Genomic DNA, 21,423 nt, shown 5'->3' with positions numbered 1-21,423 from the left:
TGTTTACGTTCGGGTCCCCGGGTCTTTGTCCGGTCCGTCAACTTGGTCGACAGGTTCGGCTTTCTTGTCTTCCACCGTGGGGTCCTCCCCCGCATCCAGGGCATCCCAGAGCATGCGCTGGGTGACGGGCCCCTCGGCGGAATCGGTGCCGGCCTTCTTCGCCGCGTCCCGACGCGCACCGGGGCTGTCGTACTTGGAGGAGAGCCCGGCCCGCACTCGCGGACGGCGGACGAGTTCCACCGCGGCGGCAAGCGCCGCCAGGGCGCCCGCCAGCGCGAGAACGGCGGGACCGACGTGCACGGACACCGACTGGACCTCGGCGCGGCCCGGCAACTCGGCCAGCCGGCCCGCGTCGTCATCGGAGGCGCCGGAGACGATCAACCCCACCGCGGGGACCGCGGCCGCGACGGCCACGACCGCGACGAGGACACCGAGCACCCGCAGCGCCCAGCCCTTCACGGCGAACGACGCGGCGATCGCGGCGACCAGGGTCAGCGCCAGCGGCGTGAGCGCCGCGGCCCACGTGCCGCCGACGAGCGCCGACGTGCGCTCCTCACCGAGTCCGTCGGAGGAGGTGACCTCCACCCACGTCATCCGGGAGGCACCCCACAGGCACACCGCGGCGACCGCGAGCAGCAGCACCGAGATCATCGACCGGCGACGTCCCGCCTGCCCGGGTTCGCGGGCCGTCTCCGACGCGTCACTCACTGCGTGTCGCCTCCCAGGGTCCGGAGCGTGTGTGCCGCCGCGATCGCGCTGAGCACCGCCATCGCCTTGTTCCGTGCCTCGGTGTCCTCGTACTCGGGGTTCGAGTCGGCGACGACACCCGCACCCGCCTGGACGTACCCGATGCCGTCCTTGATCAGCGCGGTCCGGATCGCGATGGCGGTGTCGGCGTCGCCGGCGAAGTCGAGGTACCCGATGATGCCGCCGTAGATGCCCCGGCGCGTGGGTTCGAGTTCCTCGATCAGCTGCATCGCCCGGACCTTCGGCGCGCCCGACAGGGTGCCCGCCGGGAAGCACGCGGTGACGGCGTCCAGGGCATGCTTGCCGTCCGCGAGGTGACCCGTGACGGTGGAGACGAGATGCATCACGTGGCTGTACCGCTCGATGTGGCGGTAGTCGTGGACCTTCACCGTGCCCGGTTCGCACACGCGCCCGAGGTCGTTGCGGCCCAGATCCACGAGCATCAGGTGCTCCGCGTTCTCCTTCTCGTCGGCCAGCAGGTCCTTCTCGAGCAGGATGTCCTCCTCCTCGGTGTGCCCGCGCCAGCGGGTTCCCGCGATCGGGTGCGTGGTGGCGACGCCTTCCGACACGGTCACCAGGGCCTCCGGGCTCGAACCGACGATCGAGAACGCCGTTTCGCCGTCGCCGTTCGGCACGTTGAGCAGGTACATGTACGGGCTGGGGTTGGAGGCGCGCAGCATCCGGTAGACGTCGATCGGGTCCGCGGTGCAGTCGATCTCGAAGCGCTGCGACAGCACGACCTGGAAGGCCTCGCCCGCCTCGATGTCTCCCACGAGCTTCTGCACGTCCGCGCCGAAACCCTCGGTGGTCCGCTGACGCCGGTAGTCGGGGGCGGGCTTCGCGAACGTGGACACGGTCGACGACGCCGGGGCCGACAGGGCGTGCGTCATCCGGTCCAGCCGCTCGACCGCGGAGTCGTAGGCCTCGTCGACGCGTTCGTCGGTGCCGTCCCAGTTGACCGCGTTGGCGATCAGGGTGATGGCGCCCTCGTGGTGATCGACGGCCGCGAGGTCCGTCGCCAGCAACATGACCATCTCGGGGATCTGCAGATCGTCGGTGGCGTGCTCGCCGATCCGCTCGATCCGGCGCACCGCGTCGTACCCGAGGAACCCGACCATGCCGCCGGTCAGCGGCGGCAGGTCGGGCAGCCGCTCGCTGCGGAGCAGTTCCAGCGTCTGGCCGAGGGCCGCGATCGGATCGCCGCCGGACGGTGCGCCCGCGGGAACGTTGCCGTACCACGCGGCCTCGCCATCGACGACGGTGAGCGCAGCGGGACTGCCCGCGCCGATGAACGACCACCGCGACCACGATCGGCCGTTCTCCGCCGACTCGAGCAGGAAGGTCCCCGGCCGGTTCGCCGCCAGCTTGGTGTACGCCGACAGCGGAGTTTCCGCGTCAGCCAACACCTTGCGCGTCACCGGGACCACCCGGTGTTCGGCAGCGAGAGCGTGGAACTGCTCGCGCGTGGTGGTCGAGTCGGACCCGCCGTCGGCCGGGGTGGCGGCGGACTCGGGTGCGGGAATCGTGGTGGGCTCGCCGTGCATGCCGACCATCATCCCAGGCGCACCCGTCGTGTCTGCGTGCGCGGGTAGCCTCGGCTGTCATGAAGCCAGGTCAGCTCGCACCGGAATTCACCCTGCCCGATCAGGACGGCATCGCGCGATCGCTGTCGAGCCTTCTCGAGGACGGCCCTCTGGTGCTGTTCTTCTACCCTGCGGCGTCGACGCCGGTGTGCACCGCCGAGGCCTGCCATTTCCGTGACCTCGGAGTCGAGTTCTCCGCAGTGGGCGCGTCCCGCGCCGGGATCAGCACCGACGCGGTGGAGAAGCAGGCGTCGTTCGCGCAGGAGCAGTCGTTCGACTACCCACTGCTGTCGGACGCCGACGGAGCCGTCGCGGAGAAGTTCGGTGTCCGCCGCGGACTGCTCGGCAAGCTCGCCCCGGTCAAGCGGTCGACGTTCGTCATCGACACCGACCGCACCGTGCTCGAGGTCATCTCGAGCGAGTTCCGCGCCAACACGCACGGCGACCAGGCGCTGGCCTTCCTCCGGACGCGTCAGTCCACCTGAATCGACCGTTTGGCCAGCCCCATCCAGAAGCCGTCGATGACCTGCCGAGGGATCTGCTCGGGATTGCTCGAGGCGCCCAGCGTGACGAACAGCGGCGCGAAGTGCTCGATCGACGGGTGGGCGTACGGCATGCCCGGCGCGAGCGAGCGGAAGTCGATGAGCGAATCGACGTCGCCCGCGGCGAGACGCTCGTCCGCCCAGGCGTCGAACTCCGACGACCAGCCGGGTGCCTTCGCGTCGGGTGACGGGTCGCGCAGGAACGGCAGTCCATGGGTGGTGAATCCGGAACCGACGATCAGGACGCCCTGCTCGCGCAGGGGACGCAGCCGCTCCCCGAGGTGCAGCAGTCGTTGCGGGTCGAGCGTGGGTAGCGAGATCTGCAGCACCGGGATGTCGGCGTCGGGGTACATGACAGTCAACGGAACGTAGGCGCCGTGGTCGAGGCCGCGGTGCGGCTGATGCGACACGGCCTCGTCGTCGGGCATCAGGGCCACGACCTGCGCCGCGAGTTCGGGGGCGCCGGGCGACTCGTACGTGGTCCGGTAGAAGCGTTCGGGGAAGCCACCGAAGTCGTAGACGAGGGGGGTGCCGGTGGTGGTGGACCCGATCGTGAGCGGCGCCGATTCCCAGTGCGCCGACACCATGAGGATGGCCTTCGGCCGCGGCAGGTCGCCTGCCCACTTCGCCAGCTGCGACACCCACAGTTCGCTGTCCACCAGCGGAGGCGCACCATGACTGAGGAACAGTGCGGGCATGGTGGCGGTCATCGCGACTCCTTCGGATCGAGATCCAACATCGAGGCTCAATGTTGAACCTTCAAGTTACTATAGGAGTCAACGCGTGGGCCCGGCAACTATTCCCCACGCATGGTCCGGCCCACGACGTGCTAACTATGTTGAACACGTTGCACGCGTGGATCGACGTACGGATGGAGGACACCACTGATGAGTGGTAACGACGTGGGCACGCCGGCAGAGCCCGGCACCCGATGGCTCGACGCCGAGCAGCAGGAGGCCTGGCTCACCCTCATCGCCCTGGTCACCAGGCTCCCCGCCGCACTGGACACCCAGCTCCAACGCGACTCGGCACTCACCCACTTCGAGTACTTCGTCCTCGCCTCGCTCTCCGGCGAGGCGAACCGGCGCCTGCAGCTGTCCCTGCTCGCCCAGCGCGCCAACGCGTCCCTGTCCCGGCTGTCCCACGTCATCACCAAGATGGAGAAAGCCGGCTGGGTACGCCGAGAGAGCATCCGCGGCAGTCGCGGCTCCGACGCCGTCCTCACAGACGAGGGCATGGCCAAGGTCGTCGAAGCCGCGCCTCCGCACGTCGAATCCGTCCGGTCCCTGATCTTCGACGGACTGTCCGCCGACCAGGTCCGTCAGCTGTCCGAACTGTCCGGCGCCATGCTCACCCAACTCGACAAGAGCATCGCATCGGGAACCGGTCGAGCCTGACCGCCCCACAGCTCACCCCAGCGGCGTCCCGGCAGCTCACCCCAGCGGCGTCCCGGCAGCTCACCCCAGCGGCGTCCCGGCAGCTCACCCCAGCGGCGTCCCGCCGACACCCCAGCTGTCGCGCGGGACCTCGGTGATCGTCACCCACACCTTCGCGGGATCCTTGCCCGTCGCATCGGCGTAGGCCTGGGTGACCGCCTCGATCGTGGCGCGCTTCTGCTCCGCGGTGAGTCCCGGTGTCTGACTGATCTGAATCAAAGGCATGCGGGCATTCTGCCCGAGGACATGGCGGGCACTCTGCCCGAGCGCCGAGGCGCCTTACTCGGCGGCGAGGAGCACGTCGGTGTCGAAGCAGGTGTGCGTGCCCGTGTGGCACGCCGCCCCCTCCTGATCGACGACGAGCAGCACCGAGTCGCCGTCGCAGTCGAGCCGCACCTCGTGGACGTACTGCGTGTGACCGGACGTCTCGCCCTTCACCCAATACTGCTGACGGGACCGGGAGTAGTAGGTTCCCTTGCGGGTGTCGAGCGTGCGTGCGAGGGCCTCGTCGTCCATCCACGCCACCATCAGAACGTCGCCCGTCGACCGTTCCTGCGCGACAGCACTGAACAGTCCTGCCTCGTTGCGCTTGAGCCGGGACGCGATGGCGGGGTCGAGACTCATCGGACGGTGATCCCTTCTTCACGCATGGACTTCTTCACGTCGCCGATCGTCATGTCGCCGAAGTGGAAGACACTGGCCGCCAGGACGGCGTCCGCGCCGGCGCCGACCGCGGGTGCGAAGTGCTCGACGGCGCCCGCTCCCCCGCTGGCGATCACCGGCACATGCACGGCGGCGCGCACCGCCCGGATCATCGGTAGATCGAAACCGGCCTTCGTGCCGTCGGCGTCCATCGAGTTGAGCAGGATCTCCCCGACCCCCAGTTCGGCGCCGCGGACCGCCCACTCCACCGCGTCGATACCGGTGCCGCGCTTGCCGCCGTGCGTCGTGACCTCCCACCCCGACGGTGTGTCGGGCTGACCCTGCGGCACGGTCCGCGCATCGACCGACAGCACGATGCACTGCGAGCCGAAGCGTTCGCTGAGTTCGCGGAGCAACTCGGGGCGGGCGATCGCCGCGGTGTTGACGCTGACCTTGTCGGCGCCGGCGCGCAGCAGCCGGTCGACGTCCTCGACGGTGCGGACACCGCCGCCGACCGTGAGCGGAATGAAGACCTGCTCCGCCGTCCGGCTCACCACGTCGAGCATGGTGCCCCGGTCCGCGGTGGACGCGGTGACGTCGAGGAACGTGAGCTCGTCGGCTCCCTGGGCGTCGTACGCGGCAGCCAACTCGACGGGGTCACCCGCGTCCCGCAGGTTCTCGAAGTTGACGCCCTTGACGACGCGTCCGGCATCGACGTCCAGACACGGGATCACTCGAACCGCCAGAGTCATTGCGTACGCCCTCCTGAAGGCTCGGAACGAGGATCACCCAGTGATCCGAGGATATCGAGAATTTCGCCGTGCACTCCGGGCGCTCCGGCGAGCACCGAGTCGGACGTGACCGTCCAGGGCTTGCCGCCCAGATCCGTCACCACACCACCCGCGGCGCGCACCAACGCGACACCGGCGGCGTTGTCCCACGCATTGTGGCCGAACACCACCGCGCCGCCGAGTATTCCGGCCGCGGTGAACGCGAGGTCGACACCGGTGGATCCGTGGATCCGGATCCGCGACGACACCCGGCTGAGCTGCGCGAGGACCTGCAGCCGGTACGCGCCGGGGATGCGCCCGCGACTGTCGATGTTCAGTGCGCCCAAGCCCACGATCGACGACGCGAGCGACGTGCGCCCGAGCGCAGGCAGGGGCGTGCCACCTTCGAGCAGCGGACCGTCCGCGACGGCCGCATACCGCCGCCCGACGAGCGGCAGCCACGTGAGACCGAGAACGGGAACCCCGTCGTCGAGCAGCGCGAGCAGCGTGCCCGCCGTGGGCAGACCGGCCGAATAGTTGAACGTGCCGTCGATGGGGTCGAGCACCCACACGGGTCCGCTGCCCAGGTCGGGGCCGCCGAACTCCTCGCCGTGGACATCGATGCCGGTCCGGTCGCGCAGTTCACCGGTCAGCCGCTTCTCGAGTTCCAGATCGACGGCGGTCGCGAAGTCGTCGGGACCCTTGTGGACGGCGCTGGGCGCACCCACGCCCGAGACGAACCGTTCGTGCACGCCGTCGAGCAGCTCACCGGCGACGGCGAGGAGCTCCCGGGGATCACGGGACAGGGTCATGGCGGGAACTCAGCCCGAGACCGCGGCGAGCGCCTCGGGGAGGGTGAACCGCCCCGCGTACAGCGCCTTGCCGACGATGGATCCCTCGACCCCCTGATCGACGAGTCCGGCGATCGCCCGGAGGTCGTCGATGGTGGACACGCCGCCCGAGGCCACGACGGGAGCGTCGGTGGCAGCGCAGACCTGCGCGAGGAGTTCGAGATTGGGGCCGGTGAGGGTGCCGTCCTTGCTGACGTCGGTGACGACGTACCGGGAGCAGCCGTCCTTGTCGAGGCGGGCGAGGGTCTCCCACAGGTTTCCGCCCTCGGTGACCCAGCCGCGACCGCGGAGCTGGTATTCACCGTCGACGAGACGCACGTCGAGACCGACGGCGATCTTCTCGCCGTACTTGGCGATGGCGCGGGCACACCACTCGGGGTTCTCGATGGCGGCGGTACCTAGGTTGACGCGTCCGCAGCCCGTGGCCAGTGCGGCCTCGAGCGACGCGTCGTCGCGGATCCCACCGGACAGTTCCACCTGGACGTCGAGCTCGCCCACCACGTCGGCGAGGAGTTCACGGTTGGAGCCGCGGCCGAACGCGGCGTCGAGGTCGACGATATGGACCCACTCGGCACCGTCGTTCTGCCACGCGAGGGCGGCATCACGAGGCGAGCCGTATCCGGTCTCGCTTCCTGCCTCCCCCTGGACGAGGCGAACAGCTTCACCGTTGACGACATCTACAGCAGGCAAAAGGACCAGGCTCACGTGCGACAACCCTAGTCGCTCAGCGGTCGGAACCCGGCTCCGGGTCCTCGGGATCGGGACCGTAGGCGTTGCGGGTCATGCGTTTCGACACGTAGCCCATGGCCGCGATCGCGCCTGCGACACCGAGCAGTCCGACGATCAGTCCGAGGACGGGGCCCGGCTTCACCACCAGAATGATCGCGGTGGCGAGGACCAGCACCGCGGTGGCGGCGCCCATCGCGTACACCGCGAGCCTGCCGATCGACAGGTCGCCGCGCCCGTCCCCGGGCTCGGTCACAGACTGCGAACCCAGTTCCGGAGCAGCTCGGCACCCGCGTCGCCGGACTTCTCGGGGTGGAACTGGGTGGCGGACAGCGCGCCGTTCTCGACGGCGGCGAGGAACTTGCCGCCGTGGTCGGCCCACGTCAGGGCGGGGGGCGCCAGCCGCTCCGGCGTCGGCATGTCCCAGGACTGGGCCGCGTACGAGTGGACGAAGTAGAACCGGGTGTCGGGATCGATGCCGGCGAACAGCGTGCTGTTCTCCGGCGCCTCGACCGTGTTCCATCCCATGTGCGGCAGCACGTCGGCCTGAAGCCGTTCGACGGTGCCGGGCCATTCGCCGCAGCCTTCCGCCTCGACGCCGAACTCGACTCCGCGTTCGAAGAGGATCTGCATACCGACGCAGATCCCGAGGACCGGCCGTCCGCCGGCCAGACGCTGACCGATGATCCGCTCCCCGCGGACCGCGCGCAGTCCCTCCATGCATGCGGCGAAGGCACCGACGCCGGGAACGACCAGACCGTCGGCCGCGAGTGCGACCTTGTGATCGGATGTGACCTCGACGCGCGCGCCGGTCCGGGCCAGAGCGCGGGTGGCCGAATGCAGGTTGCCGGAGCCGTAGTCGAGGACGGCAATCGTGGGGACGGTCATGACACAACCTTATCCGGCGGCCGCACGACGCCCGAGGGCGCGGCCGACGACCATCCCGGCGGCCGGGACCACCGCGACGGCCGTCGCGGCGACCGCGAACACCCAGGAGTACCCGGCCGCCGACGCGACGGCTCCGAGTGCGAGGGAACCGAAACCGGTTCCGGCGTCGAACCCGATGTTCCAGCCAGCGCTCGCCGAGCCGAAGCGAGCCGGTCCCGCGGCGGTGAAGATCATGACGAGGGATTCGTTCTGCACCGCCCCGAATCCGAATCCGAAGGCCAGGGCCGCGCACACCAGCAGCGGCACCGGCGCACTCGTCGCCGCCGCGACGGCGAACAGCACCAGGCCGAGGCACACGCACGTCAGGGCGGGAACCAGGGCGCGGCCCACCCCCAGCCGGTCGGAGAACGATCCCGCGGCGTATCGCCCGATCAGCGTCGCACCGCTCGAGACGGCGAGGATCACCCCGGCGAGTGAGGCTCGCTCCGAGATCGCGATGGGCAGCAGGCTGGACAGACCGCCGAATGCGGCCGCGGAGACCGCGATCGCGAGCCACGGCGTGAGCAGGACGGCGAGCGGGATGCGGCCCTGCGACGTGCGATCCGCGGGGGCGTGGATGGCGGGGAGGCGCGTTATCGCGACCACTGCGAGAGCGGGAATGAGAGCGCCGATCACGAAGACGGGGGTCGCGGACCAGTGCTGCATGATCGCAAGCCCCGCGGGCAGCCCGACCATCTGCGCGGCGGCCACCGCGATTCCCTGCGCACCCGTGGCGCGGCCGAGCATCTCGCGGGGAACGAGTTCGGCGACCAGCGCACTGCTGGCGACGGTGAGCATGCCGAAGCCCGATCCCCGGACGGCCGACACGGCCAGCACCGGGATCGCCTCGGTGGACAGCAGGAGGAGCAGCGACGGCGGCCCGAGCAGCATGCAGCCGGCGGCGAGCACCCAGCGATGCCCCCACCTGCGCAGGAGCCGGGGCACACCGAGTTGCGTGACGACGGTCGCGGCCATGAACACGGCCGTGACGCTGCCGGCGAGCGTGTCCGAGCCACCGGACAGCGAGACGATCAGCGGAACGACGGGCAGCAGCACCGCCCAGCCGCCGAACGCCGCGGCGCCCATCACCATCGCGGCGGGCATGCCGCGGGTGCGGAACAGGCCGCGGCGCGACTCCACTGCGACGGGCACTACATCAACCTGAGAACGCCCGCCACGGCTGCCAGCACCGCCAGTGCCAGCAGCACGCCCGAGGCCAGTTTGTTGAACTTCCACATGGAGTACGCGCCGCCCGCCGCGATCCCCGCGGCGATGAACAGGACGTAGACGAGGACGACACTCACGAATGCGCCCGGATCACAGGCTGCCCTTGGTGGACGGCACACCCGTGACGCGGGGATCCGGTTCGACCGCCTCGCGCAGTGCGCGGGCGACGGCCTTGAACTCGGCCTCGGTGACGTGGTGCTGATCGCGTCCGTAGAGCACCCGCACGTGGAGGGCGATGCGCGCGTTGAGCGCGATCGACTCGAACACGTGCCGGTTGATCACCGTCGCGTACGGCACGCCCGGGTAGCCGCCGATGACGGCGTGCAGCAGGTGTTCCGGTTCGCCGGTGTGGACGCAGTACGGACGCCCGGACACGTCGACCGATGCGTGCGCGAGCGTCTCGTCCATGGGGATGAACGCGTCACCGAACCGGCGGATGCCCTTCTTGTCGCCGAGCGCCTGACCGAGCGCCTGGCCGAGCACGATCGACGTGTCCTCCACCGTGTGGTGCGCCTCGATCTCGATGTCGCCCTTCGCGTGGACGGTGAGGTCGAAACTCGCGTGGGAGCCGAGCGCGGTCAGCATGTGATCGAAGAACGGGACCCCGGTGGAGACGTCGACGATGCCGGTGCCGTCGAGGTTCAGTTCGACGGTGATGCTGGATTCCTTGGTGGTGCGCTCCACGCGGGCGATGCGGTCGGTCATCCTCGGTCTCCTGAGCTGGTGAGTTCGGTGGCGGCGATGTCGTCGCTCGCCACGATGAAGGCGTCGTTCTCGGAGGCCAGCCCGACGGTGGCGCGCAGGTATCCGGGGATGCCGACGTCCCGGATGAGCACTCCGCGGTCGAGGTAGGCCTGCCAGGCGCGGGCACTGTCGGTGAACTCACCGAACAGGATGAAGTTCGCGTCACTGGGGATGACACGGAACCCCGTGTCCTCCAATGCCTTCGACACCCGCACCCGCTCCGTTGCGAGAGCGTGCACGCTGGCGAGCGTCTCGTTCGCGTGCCGCAGCGCCGCGCGGGCAGCGGCCTGCGTGACCACCGACAGGTGGTACGGCAGCCTGACCAGGAGCAGCGCCTCGATGAATGCCGGTGCGGCCGCGAGGTATCCGAGCCGGCCACCCGCGAACGCGAACGCCTTGCTCATCGTCCGCGACACGACGAGCTTCGACGGGTACTCGTCGATCAACGTCAGGGCGCTGGGGGCGTCGGAGAATTCGGCGTACGCCTCGTCGACGATCACGACACCCGGTGCGGCGTCGAGGACCCGGCGCAGTTCCGCGATGCCGACGCTGTGCCCGGTCGGGTTGTTGGGACTGGTGACGAACACGACGTCGGGCCTGCGCTCGGCAATCGCCGCGGTCGCGGCGTCCACGTCGAGCGCGAAGTCCGCGCGCCGGAAGATCGGCAGCCACTCGGTTTCGGTGCCGTCCGCGATGATCGGGTGCATCGAATACGACGGCACGAAGCCCATCGCGCTGCGACCGGGACCGCCGAACGCCTGCAGCAGCTGCTGCAGGATCTCGTTGGACCCGTTGGCCGCCCACACGTTGTCGACCGTCACCGGCACCCCCGTCTGGCGGACGAGGTACGCGGCGAGGTCGGTGCGCAGAGCCACCGCATCACGGTCCGGGTAGCGGTGCAGTTCCCGAGCTGCCTCCCGCACGGACTCCGCGACGTCGTCGACGAGGGCCTTCGTGGGCGGGTGCGGATTCTCGTTGGTGTTCAGCTGAACCGGGACGGTCAGCTGCGGCGCCCCGTATGCCGACTTGCCACGCAGATTCTCCCGGATCGGCAGGGCGTCCACCCCGATCGACGAACCCGGCACGTTCGCCGCGGTCACCGCAGCGCCTCGAACCGCAGCCGCACGGCCTCACCGTGTGCGGGCAGGTCCTCGGCGTTCGCGAGGGTGATGACGTGGCCCGAGACCTCCTTCAGCGCGGATTCGGAGTAGTCGACGACGTGGATGCCGCGCAGGAACGTCTGCACACTCAGGCCCGAGGAGTGCCGGGCGCAGCCCGCGGTGGGCAGGACGTGGTTGGACCCGGCGCAGTAGTCGCCGAGGCTGACCGGCGCCCACGGGCCGACGAACACCGCACCCGCACTGGTCACCTTCGCGGCGACGGCGGTGGCGTTCTCGGTCTGGATCTCGAGGTGCTCGGCGGCGTACGCGTTGACCACCCGCAGTCCGGCCTCGACGTCGGAGACCAGGACGGTGCCCGACTGCGTGCCGGACAGCGCGGCGGTGACGCGCTCCTTGTGCTTGGTGATCTCGAGTTGCGCGGCCAGGGCCGTGTCGACGGCGTCGGCGAGTTCGACGCTGGAGGTGACGAGCACGCTCGCGGCCATCACGTCGTGCTCGGCCTGGCTGATCATGTCTGCCGCGACGTGCACCGGGTCGGCCGTGTGGTCGGCGAGGATCGCGATCTCGGTGGGGCCTGCCTCGGCGTCGATGCCGACGAGGCCACGGCAGAGGCGCTTGGCGGCAGTGACGTAGATATTGCCGGGGCCGGTGATGAGGTCGACGGGGGCGAGTTCGGCGCCGTTCGTGTCGGTGCCGCCGTAGGTGAGCAGGGCGACGGCCTGTCCGCCGCCGACGGCCCACACCTCGTCGACGCCCAGAAGGGCGGCCGCGGCGAGGATGGTCGGGTGCGGCAGACCACCGAACTCGGACTGCGGCGGCGACGCCACCACGAGGGACCGGACACCGGCGGCCTGCGCCGGTACCACGTTCATCACGACGCTGGACGGGTAGACGGCGTTGCCGCCGGGGACGTACAACCCGACACGGTCGACGGGCACCCACCGTTCGGTGACGGTGCCGCCCGGGACGACCTCGGTGGTGGTGTCGGTGCGGCGTTGGTCGGCGTGGACCTTGCGGGTGCGTTCGATCGCGACCTCGAGGGCGGCGCGGACGGCCGGATCGAGTTCGCCGAGCGCGCGGTCCAACTCGGACTGCGGCACCCGCACCTGCGCGGGACGGACGCCGTCGAACTTCTCGCTGAACTCGAGCGCCGCGTCGGCGCCGCGCTCCCGGACCGCCTCGACGACGGGGCGAACCTGATGCAGGACCGCGTCCACATCCACTCCACCTCGAGGAAGTGCGGCGCGAAGTTCGGCCGTGGAAGGGGTACGACCACGAAGGTCGGTGCGGGCGAGCATGAGAGGTCCTCTCTGCGACTGTCGGGACACGGTGTCTCGGACGAGCGGACTGTTCTGCGGAGAACAGGGCTCGACACCGATTATCCAGGATAGGCGCACCCCGTTTTCACCGGTCGGCGACCGACCGGGTTTCCGTCGACACCGGTGCCGGCTCGTCCCACACCGGGGCGGGCTGGATCAGTGAGTGGATGAACCGCATCTTCTCCAGCACCGCGGCCGGTAGCACGAACGGATACAGGTCGTGGTGGCCCATCGACCTGTTCATCTGGTTCAGCGCCCACGACAGCGGCAGCCACCAGTCGATGATCTGGTCGAACCCCACGTCACCGCTGAGTTCGCTGCCCGTCGTCGCTCCGGCGGGCGCCATCGCGAAGGCTGCCGCGGTGTCCAGGGCGTCACGAATGTGCAGGTAGTGCGCGAAGGTCTCCGCCCAGTCCTCGGCGGGGTGCATCGTGGCGTAGGACGACACGTAGAGCCGGCCCCAGCCCTTCGGCGCGCCCTCGCTGTAGTGACGTTTCAGCGCGGCCTGGTAGTCCTGGTCCGGATCCCCGAACAGGTCCTCGAATCGGGTGCGCTCGGCGTCGCCCCGGATCAGCATCGACTGGTAGTAGTGCCCGATCTCGTGCCGGAAATGGCCGACGAGCGTGCGATAGGGCTCGTCCATCTCGACGCGCAGCTGTTCCCGGTGCACGTCGTCGCCCTCGGCCAGGTCAAGGGTGATCACCCCGCTGGCGTGCCCGGTCACCACCCGGGTCCGCGCGCTCGACAGCAGGTCGAAGGCCAGCCCGGCGTCCGGGTCCTCGAACTTGGGGACGACCGGGAGACCGAGTTCGTCGAGTTCGAGAACGACCCGCCTCTTGTTGGTCTCGGCGGTCGCGAACGCGGCCATGCCCGCGTCGTCACCGTCCGCGGGACGCGTCCGCGTCAGCCGGCACGACGTGCACAGGCTCTGGACGTCGTCTTTCCGGACGAGCCAGTTGCACTTCGCCGGGCCGGCATTCGCGCACCGCAGCCAGGTCTCGCCGTCCACCACCGCGCGGTCCGCGCCGTCCACCACCGCGCGGTCCGCGCCGTCGAGGACGACGATGGACCGGCTCGGCAGGTGGAATCCCAGAGCGCTGTCGCATTTCAGGCAGAGACTGTTCTCGAACGACAGTCGTTGGCCGCATTTACGACACATGAAGCTGCGCACTGGTGGTCCCTCGGCTCGTCCCGCCCGCGTCCGAGAACGCAGGCGGGTGCCACGCTGGTGTGCGCGTCTCCTCGGAGGGTACCGCCGAGCCGTGGCGGGGAACCGGACGGCCTAGAGGCGGGTGGAGTGCAGGAACCTCCTCGCCAGGTTCTCCTCGGTGGACGCGCCGGGGGTCCACTCGGTGATCCACGGACCGGTGCCTTCGCTGGGGTCGACCACTCCCCGCTCCAGCCACGCATAACGTCCCTCGAGGATCGAGTGCGCAACCTGCTTGTCCACGTCGTCGGTGTTGTGCCACAGACCGTCGAACAGCTTCTCGACCCGCAGCGCCGCCTGCCGGCAGAACACGTCGGCGAGTTCGTAGGCGGCCGCGCCCTCGGCTTCGTTCTCCTCGCGTTGCATCTCCGCCTTGACGCACGTGGCGGACATCGCGAACAGTTCGGCGCCGATGTCGACGACCCGGCCGAGGAAGCCCTGCTGCTTCTCCAGCGCCGCCTGCCACCGGGCCATCCCGTAGAACGTGGAGCGGGCCAGCTTGCGGGAGTGCCGTTCGACGAACCGCAGGTGCTTGGCCAGGACACCGAATTCGCTGTACGACGTCGGCACCTGCCCCTTGCCTGCCACGAGTTGCGGCAGCCACTTCGCGTAGAACCCGCTCGCCTTGGCGGCCGCGCGGGCCTTCGCACCCGTGTCGGCGTGCGGGTCCGCGAGATCGCCCGCGGCCGTGAGGTGCGCGTCCACGGCCTCGCGCGCGACCAATAGCCGCATGATCTCGCTCGAACCCTCGAAGATCCGGTTGATGCGCAGGTCGCGGTCCAGCTGTTCCACCGGCACCGCGCGTTCACCGCGGGCGGCCAGCGACGCCGCCGTCTCGTATCCGCGACCGCCGCGGACCTGGATCAGCTCGTCGGAGATGACGCAGGCCATCTCGGACGACCACAGCTTGGCGAGCGCCGCCTCGATCCGGATGTCGTTGCGACCCTCGTCGTTCATCTGCGCCGACAGGTCCACTACGGCCTCGAGGGCATAGGTGGTCGCGGCCATGAACGACAGTTTGTTGGCGACGGCCGTGTGCTCGGCGATGGGCTTGCCCCACTGGACGCGTACCCCGGACCATTCGCGGGCGATCTTCAGCGACCACTTCCCGGCCCCGGCGCACATCGCCGGAATCGCCAGCCTGCCCGCGTTGAGGGTGGTGAGCGCGATCTTGAGTCCGTCACCTTCCCGGCCGATCAGGTTCTCGCGGGGAACGCGGACCTTGTACATCCGGGTGACGCCGTTCTCGATCCCCCGCAGTCCCATGAACGCGTTGCGTCGTTCGACGGTGATGCCCGGGGTGTCGGCCTCGACCACGAACGCGGAGATGCCGCCGCGGTGACCTTCGCTCTTGGGTACCCGCGCCATGACGACGAGCAGTTCGGCGACGACGCCGTTGGTCGTCCACAGCTTCACGCCGTCGAGTTCGTAGGCGGCACCGCCCTCGATCGGGGTCGCGGAGGACGCCAGGCGCGCGGGGTCGGAACCGACGTCCGGTTCGGTGAGGAGGAACGCGGAGATGGCTCCGCGTGCGCAGCGCGGCAGGAACTCGCGCTTCTGCTCGGGGGTGCCTGCCAGCTTGAGCGGTTCGGGGACGCCGATCGACTGGTGAGCCGACAGCAGCGCGCCCAGGCTCGGATGCACCGACGCGACGAGCATCAGGGCCCGGTTGTACGCGACCTGCGAGAGTCCGAGGCCGCCGTACTCCTCCGAGATCTTCAAGCCGAAGCAGCCGAGGTCGGCGAGGCCGCGGACGTATTCGTCGGGAATGCGCGACTGGGATTCGATGACGCTGCCGTCCATCTCCTCGCAGTAGGCGCGGAGGCGGGTGAGGAATTCCTCGGCCTTCGCGGCGTCCTCGGTAGCCGGGCGGGGGAAGGGATGAACCAGATCCAGCCGGAACCGTCCCAGAAACAGTTCTTTCGCGAAGGAGGGTTTGTCCCAGCCGGATTCCCTCGCCTCCTCCGCGACCGCTCGTGCTTCTTCTTCGGTGACCTTCGGAGCTGAGGTGTCGACCATGACGCGCCTCCTACTGGCGGGTAGTCCTACTCACCAGTATCCCCCAATAGGCGCACTCGGGACACCGTTTTCCGCTACTCTTCGGCCGATGCGGACTCCCTCGCGACTCCTGGGCGCCGGCGCGGTCCTGCTGTGCTTGCTGACGCCCACCACCGCGGCGCACGCCGCCCCTCTCCCCGACGACTTCCTGTGGGGCGTGGCAACGTCCGGGTTCCAATCGGAGGGTTCCTCACCGGACAGCAACTGGCGGCGGTATTCCGACTCGGGGCGGACCCACGACGCGATCGGCAACTCGGTCGACTTCCGTCACCGGTACACCGAGGACATCGCCCGCGCCGCGGACCTGGGTGTCGACGTCTTCCGGTTCGGCGTCGAATGGGCCCGCGTGCAGCCCGCCCCGGGCGCGTGGGACGAGACCGAACTGCGGTACTACGACGACGTCGTCCGCGAGATCACCAGCCGCGGGATGACCCCGATGATCACGCTCGACCACTGGGTGTATCCGGGGTGGGTCGCCGATCAGGGTGGGTGGACGAACCCGGACACCGTCGACGACTGGCTCGCGAACGCGCAGAGGGTGATCGAGCGCTATTCCGGTCTCGGCGCGCTCTGGATCACGATCAACGAACCGACCGTGTACGTGCAGAAGGAGCTGACGTTCGGCGGAGTCGGCCCCGACCGGGTCCCGCAGATGCTCGACCGGCTCGTGGAGGTCCACCGCCGCGCCTACGACCTGATCCGCGAGAACGACCCGGGCGCCCGGGTGAGCAGCAACCTCGCTTACGTCCCGGCCGCCATGGACGCGCTCGACGCCACCTTCGTCGACCGGGTCCGCGACAAGCTCGACTTCCTCGGCGTCGACTACTACTACGGCCTCTCCCCCGACAACGTCACCGCGGCCAATGCGGTCACCGACGCCTTCTACGACATCAGCCCCCAACCGGACGGCATCTACCACGCCCTGATGCGGTACACCCGCAAATTCCCGGGACTACCGCTGTACGTCGTGGAGAACGGCATACCCACCGACGACGGAAAACCGCGCCCGGACGGCTACACCCGGTCCGATCATCTCCGCGATCACGTCTACTGGCTGGAGCGGGCGCGGGCGGACGGCGCCCCGGTGATCGGATACAACTACTGGTCGATCACCGACAACTACGAGTGGGGCACGTACCGTCCCCGGTTCGGTCTGTTCACCGTCGACGCGCTGACCGACCCCTCCCTCACCCGGCGACCGACCGAAGCGGTGACCACCTACCGGGACCTCGTCGCGAACGGTCTCCCGCCCGGCTACGGACCCGAACGCCCTGCCGCACTCTGTTCCCTCGTGGATCCGCCCCTCAGCTGTATCGATCCCCCGTAGAACGAGTACCGCCCGGGGCGCGACGTACCATCACGTGGTGTCGTGGCAGATGTGGTGTGCAGTGCTCGGGGCCTCGTGCGTGATCAGTCTGTCCCCGGGGGCCGGCGCGATCGCGTCGATGGCCACGGGGATGCGGTTCGGGCTCCGACGCGGCTACTGGAACATCGCGGGTCTGCAGCTGGGGTTGCTGCTGCAGATCGCGGTGGTCGCCGCCGGACTCGGGGCGCTGCTCGCGAACTCGACCCTCGCGTTCACGGTGATCAAGTGGTTCGGCGTCGCCTACCTGGTGTATCTCGGCATCCGCCAGTGGCGGGCGAATGCGACCGATGTTTCCGGCGTCGACGGCGAGGTCGCCGAGACCAGTGGGCCCGCGATGACCCTGCGCGGGTTCCTGGTCAATGCCAGCAACCCGAAGGCCGTCGTCTTCATGCTCGCGGTGCTCCCGCAATTCATCACCCCGTCGGCGCCCCTGCTCCCCCAGTACCTGATCATCGCCGCCACCATGATCGCGGTCGACGTCGTCGTCATGACCGGCTACACCGGGCTGGCGTCGAAGGTCCTGCGGCTGATGCGGTCACCACGCCAGCAGCGCGCCACCAACCGGACGTTCTCCGGATTGTTCTTCGTCGCGGCCACATTCCTGGCGACAGTCCGCCGCGCCGTCTGACCCGTGAGTACTTCTCAACCGCGGGCGGTTGAGAAGTACTCACGGGTGGGTTCACATGTCGAGGCCGAGATCCAGCACGGTGACGGAATGGGTGAGCGCGCCGACCGCGAGGTAGTCGACTCCGGTCCCGGCGTACTCGGCCGCGACGTCCAGCGTGAGTCCGCCCGACGACTCCAGCTTGGTGCCGGGGGAGTTCGCGTCGCGGCGTTGCACCGCGATCTGCGTCTGCCACAGCGGGAAGTTGTCGAGCAGCACCAGTTCGACGTTCTCGGCCAGCACCTCGTCGAGCTGCTCGAGGCTGTCGACTTCCACCTCGCACTCGATGTCCGGTGCCGCCGCGCGCACCGCCCGCAGCGCCGCCACCACCGAACCGGCGGCCGCGACGTGGTTGTCCTTGATCAGTGCCGCGTCGCCGAGGCCCATGCGGTGATTGACGCCGCCGCCCACCCGGACGGCGTACTTCTGCAAGCCGCGCAGTCCCGGCAGCGTCTTGCGACTGTCGCGGATCTTCGCCCCGGTGCCCTCGACCGCGTCCACCCAGGCGGACGTCGCGGTGGCGATGCCGGACAGATGGCACACCAGGTTGAGCATCGTCCGCTCCGCGGTGAGCAGCCCCTGCGTGGGCGCGGTGACCGTCAGCACGGCCTGGCCCGGCACGACCCGGGCGCCGTCGGCGACCCGATCGAGAATCTGGTAGCGGCCCGCCCCGATCACCTCGTCGAGCACCAGCAGTCCCACGTCGAGGCCGGCGACGGTGCCGTGCGCACGGGAGACCACGGACGCCTTCGCCACCGCGTCCGCCGGGACCGTGGACGACGACGTCACGTCCGGTCCGTACCGCAGGTCCTCGTCCAGGGCGAGACGCACGAGCGCACGCACCTCGGCCGCGTCCAGACCGTCGGGAAGGACATGGTCGGACATCACAGCACTCCTGTCAGTTGGGGTTCGAGAAGCTCGAGTTCGCCGTCACGGAGGCGTACATGCGTGCTGCGGCGCCACTCGTCGGACGTCTGCGGGTAGTCGCTGCGGGTGTGGCAACCACGACTTTCGGTCCGCGCGGAGGCCGCGAGTACCAGCGCGGACGCCGTCAGCGTCAACGCGGCGTCTTCGAGCGCGGTCTCCCCCTCGGGCACCGTGCGCGGCGCGCCGGCGAGGGCGGCGGCCACCGCCTCGAGGCCGGCACCGTCCCGGACGACGGAGGCGTTGCCGGTCATCAACTGCTGCACCAGCTCCCGCGGTGCGGACGGCAGGGCACGCTGCTCGGGGGCGGTTGCCTCGACGCGGAGGCCGGCGCGGTCGACGGCAGCGCCGCCGACCCGCTCGCCGACCACCAGGCCCTCGAGGAGACTGTTGGAGGCCAGCCGGTTCGCTCCGTGCAGCCCCGTGCGGGCCACCTCTCCCGCGGCGTAGAGACCGGGGACTGCGGTGCGTCCGTCGACGTCGGTGACCACTCCGCCGCACGAGTAGTGCGCGGCGGGCGCGACCGGGATCAGCTGTTCGCGCGGGTCGATCCCGGCTTCCAGGCACGACGCCGTCACGGTCGGGAACCGCTGCGCGAACCCGGACAGGTGACGCGCGTCGAGGTAGACGTGGTCGTGACCCAGGTCCCGGAGCCTCGATGCGATCGCCCGCGACACGACGTCGCGGGGGGCGAGGTCGCCGCGCGGATGCACACCCGCGGTCACCGAATCGCCGTTGGCGTCGACGAGGATCGCGCCCTCGCCGCGGACGGCCTCGCTGATCAGCGGACGCCGTCCGAGACCGCCGGGAGTGAACAGGACGGTCGGGTGGAACTGCACGAACTCGAGATCGGCGACGGCTGCGCCCGCGTCGAGCGCGAGAGAGATGCCGTCCGCGGTCGCTCCGGGCGGGTTGGTACTGCAGGCGTACAGCTGCCCGAGTCCGCCGGTCGCCAGGAGGACGGCCGGTGTGTGGACGATGCCGAGTCCGCGCGGCGAATCCACGAGCACGCCGGTGACGCCGCGCGCATCGGTGAGCACCCGTACGGCGCAACTGTCGAACAGGACCGGAAGGCCGGCGGCACCCAGAGCGCGCTGCACCTCCGCGCCCGTGGCGTCCCCGCCGGCGTGAATGATCCGCCGGGTGCTGTGCCCGCCCTCGCGGGTGCGCGAGACGGCGCCGTCGCGGCCGCGGTCGAACACCGCGCCCAGATCGGTCAACGCGGCCACGGCGTCACGGCCGCCAGCCACGATCGACCGCACGGCGTCCTCGTCGCACAGGCCCACCCCGGCCTCGCACGTGTCGGCGACGTGCGAGGCCACCGAATCGGTGAGGGCGTCACCCACCACCGCGATACCACCCTGCGCGTACTGCGTCGCGGTGTCCGTCGCGCCGCCCTTGCTGACGGTGAGCACGGTCAGTCCGCGCAGCGAGGCGGTGCGTGCGGCCGTCAGTCCGGCCACACCACCGCCCACCACCACGAGGTCGGCGTGCTCTTCCCAGGAAATCCCCCGGGCCGGGCTGCTCACTCGCCGCCGCCCGGGTTTCCGATCTCGATCATGCGCTGCACCGACTTGCGGGCACGCTCTGCGGTCTCGAGATCGACGTGAACCTCGTCCTTGCCCTCGAGCAGGCAGCGGAGCAGGGCCGCGGGAGTGATCATCTTCATGTACGGGCAGGACGCGCGGTCGTTGACGGCCTGGAAGTCGACCTCCGGCGCAGCCTTGCGCAGCTGGTGCAGCATGCCGACCTCGGTGGCCACGAGAACCTGCTTCGCCCCGGTCGCGCGGGCGGCGTCGAGCATGCCGCCCGTCGAGAGGATCTTCACCTTGTCCTCGGGCACGAACCCTTCGCCGGCCAGGTAGAGAGCCGAAGTGGCGCAACCGCATTCGGGGTGCACGAACAGTTCGGCACCGGGGTGCGCCTTGGCCTGCGCGGTGAGTTCGTCGCCGTTGATGCCGGCGTGGACGTGGCACTCACCCGCCCAGATCTGCATGTTCTTCCGGCCGGTGACGCGCTTGACGTGTGCGCCGAGGAACTGGTCGGGAAGGAACAGGACCTCACGGTCGGGGTCGATCGACGCGACCACGTCGACGGCGTTGGACGACGTGCAGCAGATGTCCGTCAGACCCTTCACCTCGGCGGTGGTGTTGACGTACGACACGACGACGGCGTCGGGGAATTCCGCCTTCCACTCCCGCAGCTGATCGGCGTTGATCGAGTCGGCGAGCGAGCAGCCCGCGCGCTCGTCCGGGATCAGGACGGTCTTGGCGGGGCTGAGGATCTTCGCGGTCTCGGCCATGAAGTGCACGCCGCAGAACACGATGGTGTCCTCGGGGGCTTCGGCGGCGATGCGCGAGAGTGCCAGGGAGTCGCCTACGTGGTCGGCCACGTCCTGGATGGCGGGCAACTGGTAGTTGTGCGCAAGGAGGGTCGCTCCCCGCTCACGTGCCAGCCGTTTGATCTCGGCAGCCCACTCTTCGCTCGCCTCGACGCCCGCGTAACCGCCGGGACCGTCCTGAATCTGCGGGTTGGTACCCGCCCACAACGTCGTGGTCGTCATGGCTTG

At 69.7% G+C, this 21,423-nt stretch carries 24 protein-coding genes; 4 read left to right on the top strand and 20 right to left on the bottom strand.

Translation table 11 applies throughout. From position 1 onward, the window contains the following. Positions 1-3: 3 nt before the first annotated feature. Together GO592_RS09250 and GO592_RS09245 are read right to left on the bottom strand one after the other, a co-directional pair. Positions 4-708, bottom strand: a complete 705-nt coding sequence (locus GO592_RS09250; protein ID WP_007297391.1) for a TIGR02234 family membrane protein — start codon at positions 706-708, stop codon at positions 4-6. Then, complete coding sequence (locus tag GO592_RS09245; RefSeq protein ID WP_039951282.1) at positions 705-2,291, bottom strand: anthranilate synthase component I; 1,587 nt, start codon at positions 2,289-2,291, stop codon at positions 705-707. The genes GO592_RS09250 and GO592_RS09245 overlap by 4 nt, the downstream gene beginning before the upstream one ends. 59 nt (positions 2,292-2,350) lie before the next feature. Between GO592_RS09245 and GO592_RS09240 the strand changes: the two genes are divergently transcribed. Beyond that, the gene (locus GO592_RS09240) at positions 2,351-2,815 is read left to right on the top strand and encodes a peroxiredoxin (protein ID WP_005260343.1); all 465 of its coding nucleotides are present in this window, start codon (positions 2,351-2,353) and stop codon (positions 2,813-2,815) included. On the opposite strand, the gene GO592_RS09235 is transcribed toward GO592_RS09240, so the two are convergent. Continuing rightward, positions 2,803-3,582, bottom strand: coding sequence for a dioxygenase family protein (locus GO592_RS09235; RefSeq protein WP_007297392.1), 780 nt, complete (start codon positions 3,580-3,582; stop codon positions 2,803-2,805). The two genes, GO592_RS09240 and GO592_RS09235, sit on opposite strands and share 13 nt — an antisense overlap. A 177-nt stretch (positions 3,583-3,759) precedes the next feature. Between GO592_RS09235 and GO592_RS09230 the strand changes: the two genes are divergently transcribed. Further along, positions 3,760-4,269: a MarR family winged helix-turn-helix transcriptional regulator gene (locus GO592_RS09230; protein ID WP_007297393.1), complete on the top strand. Its 510-nt coding sequence runs from the start codon at positions 3,760-3,762 to the stop codon at positions 4,267-4,269. An 84-nt stretch (positions 4,270-4,353) separates the two neighbouring features. On the opposite strand, the gene GO592_RS09225 is transcribed toward GO592_RS09230, so the two are convergent. From GO592_RS09225 to GO592_RS09160, 14 genes are all read right to left on the bottom strand, one after another. Continuing rightward, entirely contained in the window at positions 4,354-4,533 is a 180-nt protein-coding gene (locus GO592_RS09225) for a tautomerase family protein (protein ID WP_005260336.1), read from the bottom strand. A 54-nt stretch (positions 4,534-4,587) separates the two neighbouring features. Then, the gene (hisI, locus tag GO592_RS09220) at positions 4,588-4,932 is read right to left on the bottom strand and encodes a phosphoribosyl-AMP cyclohydrolase (protein ID WP_007297394.1); all 345 of its coding nucleotides are present in this window, start codon (positions 4,930-4,932) and stop codon (positions 4,588-4,590) included. Continuing rightward, on the bottom strand, positions 4,929-5,702 hold the full coding sequence (gene hisF / locus GO592_RS09215) for an imidazole glycerol phosphate synthase subunit HisF (protein ID WP_005247506.1): 774 nt from the start codon (positions 5,700-5,702) through the stop codon (positions 4,929-4,931). The genes hisI and hisF overlap by 4 nt, the downstream gene beginning before the upstream one ends. Then, on the bottom strand, positions 5,699-6,532 hold the full coding sequence (locus tag GO592_RS09210; protein WP_007297395.1) for an inositol monophosphatase family protein: 834 nt from the start codon (positions 6,530-6,532) through the stop codon (positions 5,699-5,701). The genes hisF and GO592_RS09210 overlap by 4 nt, the downstream gene beginning before the upstream one ends. A gap of 9 nt (positions 6,533-6,541) precedes the next feature. Continuing rightward, positions 6,542-7,276: a bifunctional 1-(5-phosphoribosyl)-5-((5-phosphoribosylamino)methylideneamino)imidazole-4-carboxamide isomerase/phosphoribosylanthranilate isomerase PriA gene (priA, locus tag GO592_RS09205; protein ID WP_005247511.1), complete on the bottom strand. Its 735-nt coding sequence runs from the start codon at positions 7,274-7,276 to the stop codon at positions 6,542-6,544. Positions 7,277-7,295: 19 nt separating this feature from the next. Then, positions 7,296-7,553 (bottom strand): membrane protein, encoded by a 258-nt coding sequence (locus tag GO592_RS09200; RefSeq protein WP_005247513.1) that lies wholly within the window; start codon positions 7,551-7,553, stop codon positions 7,296-7,298. Then, entirely contained in the window at positions 7,550-8,185 is a 636-nt protein-coding gene (gene hisH / locus GO592_RS09195) for an imidazole glycerol phosphate synthase subunit HisH (RefSeq protein ID WP_007297396.1), read from the bottom strand. The genes GO592_RS09200 and hisH overlap by 4 nt, the downstream gene beginning before the upstream one ends. Before the next feature lie 9 nt (positions 8,186-8,194). After that, positions 8,195-9,376, bottom strand: coding sequence for an MFS transporter (locus GO592_RS09190; RefSeq protein ID WP_007297397.1), 1,182 nt, complete (start codon positions 9,374-9,376; stop codon positions 8,195-8,197). Then, positions 9,376-9,528, bottom strand: coding sequence for a hypothetical protein (locus GO592_RS09185; protein WP_007297398.1), 153 nt, complete (start codon positions 9,526-9,528; stop codon positions 9,376-9,378). The genes GO592_RS09190 and GO592_RS09185 overlap by 1 nt, the downstream gene beginning before the upstream one ends. Before the next feature lie 13 nt (positions 9,529-9,541). Further along, positions 9,542-10,156: an imidazoleglycerol-phosphate dehydratase HisB gene (gene hisB / locus GO592_RS09180; protein ID WP_007297399.1), complete on the bottom strand. Its 615-nt coding sequence runs from the start codon at positions 10,154-10,156 to the stop codon at positions 9,542-9,544. Continuing rightward, positions 10,153-11,295 carry a histidinol-phosphate transaminase gene (locus tag GO592_RS09175; RefSeq protein ID WP_005260322.1) on the bottom strand — a complete coding sequence of 381 codons (1,143 nt, stop codon included), beginning with the start codon at positions 11,293-11,295 and terminating at the stop codon, positions 10,153-10,155. The genes hisB and GO592_RS09175 overlap by 4 nt, the downstream gene beginning before the upstream one ends. Next, entirely contained in the window at positions 11,292-12,614 is a 1,323-nt protein-coding gene (hisD, locus tag GO592_RS09170) for a histidinol dehydrogenase (protein WP_005260320.1), read from the bottom strand. The genes GO592_RS09175 and hisD overlap by 4 nt, the downstream gene beginning before the upstream one ends. A gap of 106 nt (positions 12,615-12,720) precedes the next feature. Further along, positions 12,721-13,806: a zinc-binding metallopeptidase family protein gene (locus tag GO592_RS09165; protein ID WP_007297400.1), complete on the bottom strand. Its 1,086-nt coding sequence runs from the start codon at positions 13,804-13,806 to the stop codon at positions 12,721-12,723. A gap of 111 nt (positions 13,807-13,917) precedes the next feature. Continuing rightward, positions 13,918-15,861: an acyl-CoA dehydrogenase family protein gene (locus tag GO592_RS09160; protein ID WP_007297401.1), complete on the bottom strand. Its 1,944-nt coding sequence runs from the start codon at positions 15,859-15,861 to the stop codon at positions 13,918-13,920. Between the two features lie 88 nt (positions 15,862-15,949). Between GO592_RS09160 and GO592_RS09155 the strand changes: the two genes are divergently transcribed. Both GO592_RS09155 and GO592_RS09150 read left to right on the top strand, forming a co-directional pair. Next, positions 15,950-17,227, top strand: a complete 1,278-nt coding sequence (locus GO592_RS09155) for a glycoside hydrolase family 1 protein (RefSeq protein WP_007297402.1) — start codon at positions 15,950-15,952, stop codon at positions 17,225-17,227. Between the two features lie 37 nt (positions 17,228-17,264). After that, on the top strand, positions 17,265-17,894 hold the full coding sequence (locus GO592_RS09150; protein ID WP_005260313.1) for a LysE family transporter: 630 nt from the start codon (positions 17,265-17,267) through the stop codon (positions 17,892-17,894). Positions 17,895-17,945: 51 nt separating this feature from the next. On the opposite strand, the gene nadC is transcribed toward GO592_RS09150, so the two are convergent. Genes nadC through nadA form a run of 3 tightly spaced genes read right to left on the bottom strand, consistent with a single transcriptional unit; the run spans position 17,946 to position 21,417 of the window. Then, complete coding sequence (nadC, locus tag GO592_RS09145) at positions 17,946-18,815, bottom strand: carboxylating nicotinate-nucleotide diphosphorylase (protein ID WP_007297403.1); 870 nt, start codon at positions 18,813-18,815, stop codon at positions 17,946-17,948. Further along, positions 18,815-20,383 (bottom strand): L-aspartate oxidase, encoded by a 1,569-nt coding sequence (locus GO592_RS09140; RefSeq protein ID WP_007297404.1) that lies wholly within the window; start codon positions 20,381-20,383, stop codon positions 18,815-18,817. Before GO592_RS09140 ends, nadC begins: the two co-directional genes overlap by 1 nt. Then, entirely contained in the window at positions 20,380-21,417 is a 1,038-nt protein-coding gene (gene nadA, locus GO592_RS09135) for a quinolinate synthase NadA (protein WP_005260307.1), read from the bottom strand. The genes GO592_RS09140 and nadA overlap by 4 nt, the downstream gene beginning before the upstream one ends. Positions 21,418-21,423 lie beyond the last annotated feature (6 nt).

The organism is Rhodococcus sp. 21391, assembly GCF_016772255.1.
GTDB lineage: Bacteria > Actinomycetota > Actinomycetes > Mycobacteriales > Mycobacteriaceae > Rhodococcus_F > Rhodococcus_F opacus.
This window is presented reverse-complemented; position numbering and strand designations above follow the sequence as displayed.

What these genes read in the sequence shown, in the direction of transcription:
- GO592_RS09245 (WP_039951282.1), bottom strand. Translation starts at nt 2,291, where the DNA reads ATGCACGGCGAGCCCACCACGATTCCCGCACCCGAGTCCGCCGCCACC.
- GO592_RS09240 (WP_005260343.1), top strand. Translation starts at nt 2,351, where the DNA reads ATGAAGCCAGGTCAGCTCGCACCGGAATTCACCCTGCCCGATCAGGAC.
- GO592_RS09235 (WP_007297392.1), bottom strand. Translation starts at nt 3,582, where the DNA reads ATGACCGCCACCATGCCCGCACTGTTCCTCAGTCATGGTGCGCCTCCG.
- GO592_RS09230 (WP_007297393.1), top strand. Translation starts at nt 3,760, where the DNA reads ATGAGTGGTAACGACGTGGGCACGCCGGCAGAGCCCGGCACCCGATGG.
- GO592_RS09225 (WP_005260336.1), bottom strand. Translation starts at nt 4,533, where the DNA reads ATGCCTTTGATTCAGATCAGTCAGACACCGGGACTCACCGCGGAGCAG.
- hisI (WP_007297394.1), bottom strand. Translation starts at nt 4,932, where the DNA reads ATGAGTCTCGACCCCGCCATCGCGTCCCGGCTCAAGCGCAACGAGGCA.
- hisF (WP_005247506.1), bottom strand. Translation starts at nt 5,702, where the DNA reads ATGACTCTGGCGGTTCGAGTGATCCCGTGTCTGGACGTCGATGCCGGA.
- GO592_RS09210 (WP_007297395.1), bottom strand. Translation starts at nt 6,532, where the DNA reads ATGACCCTGTCCCGTGATCCCCGGGAGCTCCTCGCCGTCGCCGGTGAG.
- hisH (WP_007297396.1), bottom strand. Translation starts at nt 8,185, where the DNA reads ATGACCGTCCCCACGATTGCCGTCCTCGACTACGGCTCCGGCAACCTG.
- hisB (WP_007297399.1), bottom strand. Translation starts at nt 10,156, where the DNA reads ATGACCGACCGCATCGCCCGCGTGGAGCGCACCACCAAGGAATCCAGC.
- hisD (WP_005260320.1), bottom strand. Translation starts at nt 12,614, where the DNA reads ATGCTCGCCCGCACCGACCTTCGTGGTCGTACCCCTTCCACGGCCGAA.
- GO592_RS09160 (WP_007297401.1), bottom strand. Translation starts at nt 15,861, where the DNA reads ATGGTCGACACCTCAGCTCCGAAGGTCACCGAAGAAGAAGCACGAGCG.
- GO592_RS09155 (WP_007297402.1), top strand. Translation starts at nt 15,950, where the DNA reads ATGCGGACTCCCTCGCGACTCCTGGGCGCCGGCGCGGTCCTGCTGTGC.
- nadC (WP_007297403.1), bottom strand. Translation starts at nt 18,815, where the DNA reads ATGTCCGACCATGTCCTTCCCGACGGTCTGGACGCGGCCGAGGTGCGT.
- nadA (WP_005260307.1), bottom strand. Translation starts at nt 21,417, where the DNA reads ATGACGACCACGACGTTGTGGGCGGGTACCAACCCGCAGATTCAGGAC.